Source organism: Nocardiopsis listeri (genome assembly GCF_020741345.1).
In the GTDB taxonomy this organism is placed as follows: domain Bacteria; phylum Actinomycetota; class Actinomycetes; order Streptosporangiales; family Streptosporangiaceae; genus Nocardiopsis; species Nocardiopsis listeri_A.
In genome coordinates this window covers 1-4,723 of the sequence record NZ_DYZD01000134.1, presented here as the reverse complement: position 1 = coordinate 4,723, position 4,723 = coordinate 1, and the positions used below count along the sequence as shown (strand labels likewise).

The window sequence follows — 4,723 nt, the reverse complement described above, 5'->3', positions numbered from 1 at the left end:
AAGGCCACCCCGGCCCCGAACCCACCCTGATGACCATCGGGGACATCGCCGTCACCCGGACCAGCGTCATCACCCCCGCCGGCCGCTTCCCCATCAAGGGCAGCGTATGGACCCTGTCGGACATGAGCCGCACCGAGCAGTCCACCCCCACCTGGGCGATCATCGTCGCCATCCTGATCTTCTGGTGGACCTGCCTGCTGGGCCTGTTGATCCTCCTGGTGAAGGAGACCAAGACGACCGGGCACGTGCAGATCACGGTGCAGGCCGAGGGCCGGTACCACGCCACACAGCTCCCGGTGAGCAGCCCGGCCCTCGTGCATCAGATCAACCAGCAGGTCAACTACGCCCGCTCCCTGGCGGCCTGACATCGCGTGTCCCGGGGCGCCCTGGAACGGGCGTTCCCGGTGACCACGTGCCGGGTCACGAAGCGCCGGGCGCCCCCGGTGGAATGAAGGGCATCCCCTTCGGGGCTCCCCTCCCGAGCAATCGCCACACCGCACCGGTGTCCACGTGCTCCGCCACCAGGTCCCCCAACGCGTCCAGCCGCTCCGCGCGGGCGGCCGCGAAGTCCGTGTCCGGCGCCACGACGAAGTCACGGCCCGCCGCGCGCGCCACCTCGGTCAGGAAGGCACGGCGGAATCCGTCGTTCTCCAAGGCGCCGTGCCAGGTGGTCCCCCACGCACGACCGCGCCGGCAGCCGTCCAGGAACGGCTCCCCTCCGTGCACGGACACCCTGCCGTGATGGATCTCGTAGGCCTCCACCCGCTGCCCGTAGGCCCGTCCCACCGGACGTCCCAGCTTCTTCTCCTCCGCGAACTCCACCATCGTGGGAAGCAGGCCCAACCCCGGCACCGAACCCGCCTCCGACTCCACCTCGTCACGGATGGACTCGGCCAGCATCTGGTAGCCGCCGCAGATCCCCAACACGGGCCGGTCCGCCAGCACCCGATCGATACCGCGCTCACGCACCCACGCGAGATCGCGCACGGTCGCCCGACTACCGGGCAGCACCACCAGATCGGCGTCGGCGGCCTCCTCCGCGGAGGTCACGAACCGGACGTCGACCCCCGGTTCCACGGCCAAGGCGTCGATGTCGGTGAAGTTGCTGATCCGTGGCAGCCGCACCACCGCGACCCGCAGCGTGCGGGCGAGCGGCGGCGTCATGGGCCCCCGGTCCACACCGAACGCCAGGGAGTCCTCCACGTCCAGCCACAATCCGTCCAGCCACGGCAGGACCCCCAGCACCGGGCGCCCGGTCAGGTTCCGCAGCATCTCCAGGCCGGGTTCCAACAACGAACGGTCGCCCCGGAACTTGTTCACGACGAAGCCCGCGACCAACGCCTGGTCTTCCTCCTCCAACAGCGCCAACGTCCCGAACATCGACGCGAACACCCCACCGCGGTCGATGTCGCCGACCACCACCACGGGCAGGTCGGCGGCCCGCGCCAGCCCCATGTTCGCGATGTCTCCGGCACGCAGGTTGATCTCGGCCGGACTACCGGCCCCCTCGCACACCACCACGTCGTAGCGTTCACGCAGCCGGGCCAGGCCCGCCAAGGAGGCGGCGCGCATGCGTTCGCGCATGGCCCCGTAGCCCAGGGCGTCGACCTCGCCGACCGCCCGCCCGTCGATCACCACCTGGCTGCCGCCCGCCCCGGGTTTGAGCAGCACAGGGTTCATGTCGGCGGTGGGTTCGACCCCGCAGGCCGCGGCCTGCATCGCCTGGGCACGGCCGATCTCCGCCCCGCCCGGCGTCACCGTGGAGTTCAACGACATGTTCTGCGCCTTGAACGGGGCGACCCGCACTCCCTGCCGAGCCAGCCACCGGCACAACCCCGCCGTGACCACGCTCTTACCGGCGTCCGAAGTGGTACCGGCGACCAGGATCGCGTTCAACGGGCCACCGCCACCGACAACGCGCCCAGGTTCACCACGCGTGCCAGGCGCACGGCCCGCCGGATGTCGGCCACGGACGGCGCGGGCCCCTCCCCCATCACCGGCCGGTGCTCCACCCTGTCCCCGTAGACGTTCGCGCCGCCCAATCCACGATCCAGCGCCCCCGCGAACGCCGCCTCGCACTGTCCGGCGTTGGGACTCGGATGCGCGCCACGGTCCCTTCGCCACACCCGCCACGCCCGTTCGGGGCTTCCGCCCACCACCGGCGCCGCGGCGATCGTGAGCAGCGCGGTCAGTCTCGACGGCGCCCAACCGACCACGTCGTCCGAGCGCGCGGCGGCCTTGCCGAACCGTTCGTAGCGCTCATTTCGGTGGCCGACCATGGCGTCCAGGGTGTTGACCGCCCGGAACCCCAACAGCCCGGCGGGGCCGCACAGCGCGCCCCACAGCAGCGGCCCGACCACGGCGTCGGAGGTGTTCTCCGCGACCGACTCGACCACGGCCCGCGCCACCCCGCTCGCGTCCAGGTGCTCGACCTCGCGCCCGCACAACCCACCGACCAACGTGCGCGCTCCGTCCAGGTCCCCACGTTCCAGAGCGTCGGCGACCCGTTCGGCCTCTCGACCCAACATGCTGCCGCCCAGGACCGCCCAGGTCGCGACGGCCGTGGCCACCGGCCCTCGCAGCCGCGACCCCATCATCACCACCGGAAGCACCGTCGCCCCGACGAACAGAGCGCCCGCGGCCACGGAATCCCGGTAAAGTCGACGTTCACACCCTCCCGCGGCAGCTCCGAAAAGCGCCACGGGGTGCCCCCTCCTGGGGTCCGGCACCAGCCTGTCCAGCACGAATCCCGCGATCAGTCCCCGTCTCACACCCTCAGTCAACAGCACCTACGAGGGTGCCCAAACCACGGCAAACCCGGGTTTGCCACGCAATGCAACGGCCCATACACCTAGAGGCTTTAAAGTCGAGGGAGAGGGGGAGCGCATGCTGTTCGCGGTGGCGTCACTGATGATCCTGGCAGGTCAATGGTGGGTCTTCTGACCCTCCCGGCCGCCCCAGCGCCGGGGCGGCCAGTTCACGAAACACCGACCGCGCAGCGGCGCACCCGGGGTTAATCACGGGTAACGTGGGGCTCGACGCCCATAGCGACCGATTTGGTGGAGCGCGCGTGGTAATGAGACGCAACTGCGAATCACCGTAGTTGGTAGGCTTTGCCCTCCCGTGGGCGACATCTGACGAATACCCTAGAATGTCTGCCCGGGACGCCACTGCCCAGACCATCCACCCACAGGACCGCCACCCCACCCCACCAGGCGCAACCATCCGATCACGCGCAGCGATGTCAGGTCACAACCAAATCGAGCACCCGTAGCTCAGTGGATAGAGCACCGGACTTCTAATCCGACGGTCGCAGGTTCGAATCCTGCCGGGTGCGCCACAAAACCCCAGGTCAGAGGGGTCACTTCGCCTCACCTGAAACGGCCCCCTCTACTGATGGGACCAGGGTGGGACCGAGATGGGACCAGCCCCCTGTTCACCCTCCGTGCACTCCCCCGCCGGTGGGTTCTGCCCGCATCACGCAACACCAGCCACGCGGTCCGCTCCGCCGCCTCCCGCGCCACCTGAGGCAACACGCTGGAATAGGTGTCCGCGGTCAGCACGATGCTCGCGTGCCCCAACATCGCCTGCACCACCTTCAACTCCACCCCCGCCGCCAACGCCAACGTCGCCGCCCCGTGCCGCAGATCATGCAATCGCACCGGCGGCAACCCACTCTCAGAATTGAGTGTGCGAAACAGGCGGGACAGACGATCAGGAGCCATCGGACCACCCCGCACAGCCATGAACACCCACCCGCGCGGATCCCACACCCGCCCCTGGCTTTCGGCCTCGTTCTGCTGGTACCACTGGTGACGTCGCAACACCCCCAAGGTGGTGTGGTCCAACGCCACCATGCGGCGACTCGCCGCGCTCTTGGGCGCCAACTCCACCAACCCACCCCGGTGACACTGGAGCTGGCGCACCACCCGCACCGTTCCGCCCACAAGATCGATGTCGGGCCACCGCAGACCCACCACCTCACCGCGGCGCAACCCGGTCATCACCGCCAGGTGGAACAGCGCGTACAACCGATGCTCGGACACATGGTGCAGGAAGTGACGGGTCTGTTCCACCGTCCACACCGCCACCGCCGGCCGAACCCCGCCATGGGCCCATTCCGCCACAGCCTGCTCGGTCCACACCACCGGTCGCTCCGCCGCTCCTGGGTCCAACCGCAGCCCTTGGGCGGGGTTGAAGGGCAACAACCCTTCGCGCACGGCGGTGTTCAACGCCGCCCGCAACGTGGCACGGATCCGCTGCACCGTGGCCGCAGACACCTGCTCCCCTGCCGGTGTGGTGCGGCGGCGGATCTGTTCGAAGGCCTCCTGCACCAGGGCAGGGGTCAACTCCTCCAACGGCACCGCACCCAGATGAGGCGTGAGGTAGCGGTGGATGTGCTCGGCGTAACTGGTGCGGGTCAAGGGCCGCAACCGGGTACGGGTGGCCAACCACCGCTCCAACCACTGGGCCAGCGTCAACACCGCCGGGTCGGTATCGATCCCCTCCAGTTCCCGGGCCTGGCGCAGTCCTTCACGCGCGGCTTCCCGGGAAACAAACCCGCCCCGGCGCAGACGACGCCTGCCGCCCGGTGTGTGTTCCAAGTCCAGGGTGAAGTACCAACTCCCATGACCGCGCCTTGCCAGCCCCGAACAGCGCCCCTCCCGAGCCTTCGAGCTCCCACCGCCCCGGCATCCGCACCGCTTGTACACCAAACCCGATC

General features: G+C 69.5%; 4 protein-coding genes and 1 tRNA gene. 2 read left to right on the top strand and 3 right to left on the bottom strand.

The features are described from left to right. Nucleotides 1–365 (top strand): hypothetical protein (locus tag K8V84_RS07825; RefSeq protein ID WP_304072363.1); only part of this gene is annotated, 365 nt, incomplete at its 5' end. 55 nt (nucleotides 366–420) lie between these two features. Here the strand turns inward: K8V84_RS07825 and K8V84_RS07820 are convergent. Both K8V84_RS07820 and K8V84_RS07815 read right to left on the bottom strand, forming a co-directional pair. Further along, entirely contained in the window at nucleotides 421–1,896 is a 1,476-nt protein-coding gene (locus K8V84_RS07820) for a cobyric acid synthase (RefSeq protein WP_304072359.1), read from the bottom strand. Next, nucleotides 1,893–2,756, bottom strand: coding sequence for a cobalamin biosynthesis protein (locus tag K8V84_RS07815; protein ID WP_304072365.1), 864 nt, complete (start codon nucleotides 2,754–2,756; stop codon nucleotides 1,893–1,895). Before K8V84_RS07815 ends, K8V84_RS07820 begins: the two co-directional genes overlap by 4 nt. A gap of 508 nt (nucleotides 2,757–3,264) precedes the next feature. Here K8V84_RS07815 and K8V84_RS07810 point away from each other — a divergent pair. Then, nucleotides 3,265–3,340 (top strand) — tRNA-Arg (locus K8V84_RS07810). 31 nt (nucleotides 3,341–3,371) lie between these two features. Here the strand turns inward: K8V84_RS07810 and K8V84_RS07805 are convergent. Continuing rightward, a complete protein-coding gene (locus K8V84_RS07805; RefSeq protein WP_304072356.1) occupies nucleotides 3,372–4,604 on the bottom strand; it encodes a tyrosine-type recombinase/integrase in 1,233 nt (410 codons plus the stop codon). Nucleotides 4,605–4,723: the final 119 nt, after the last annotated feature.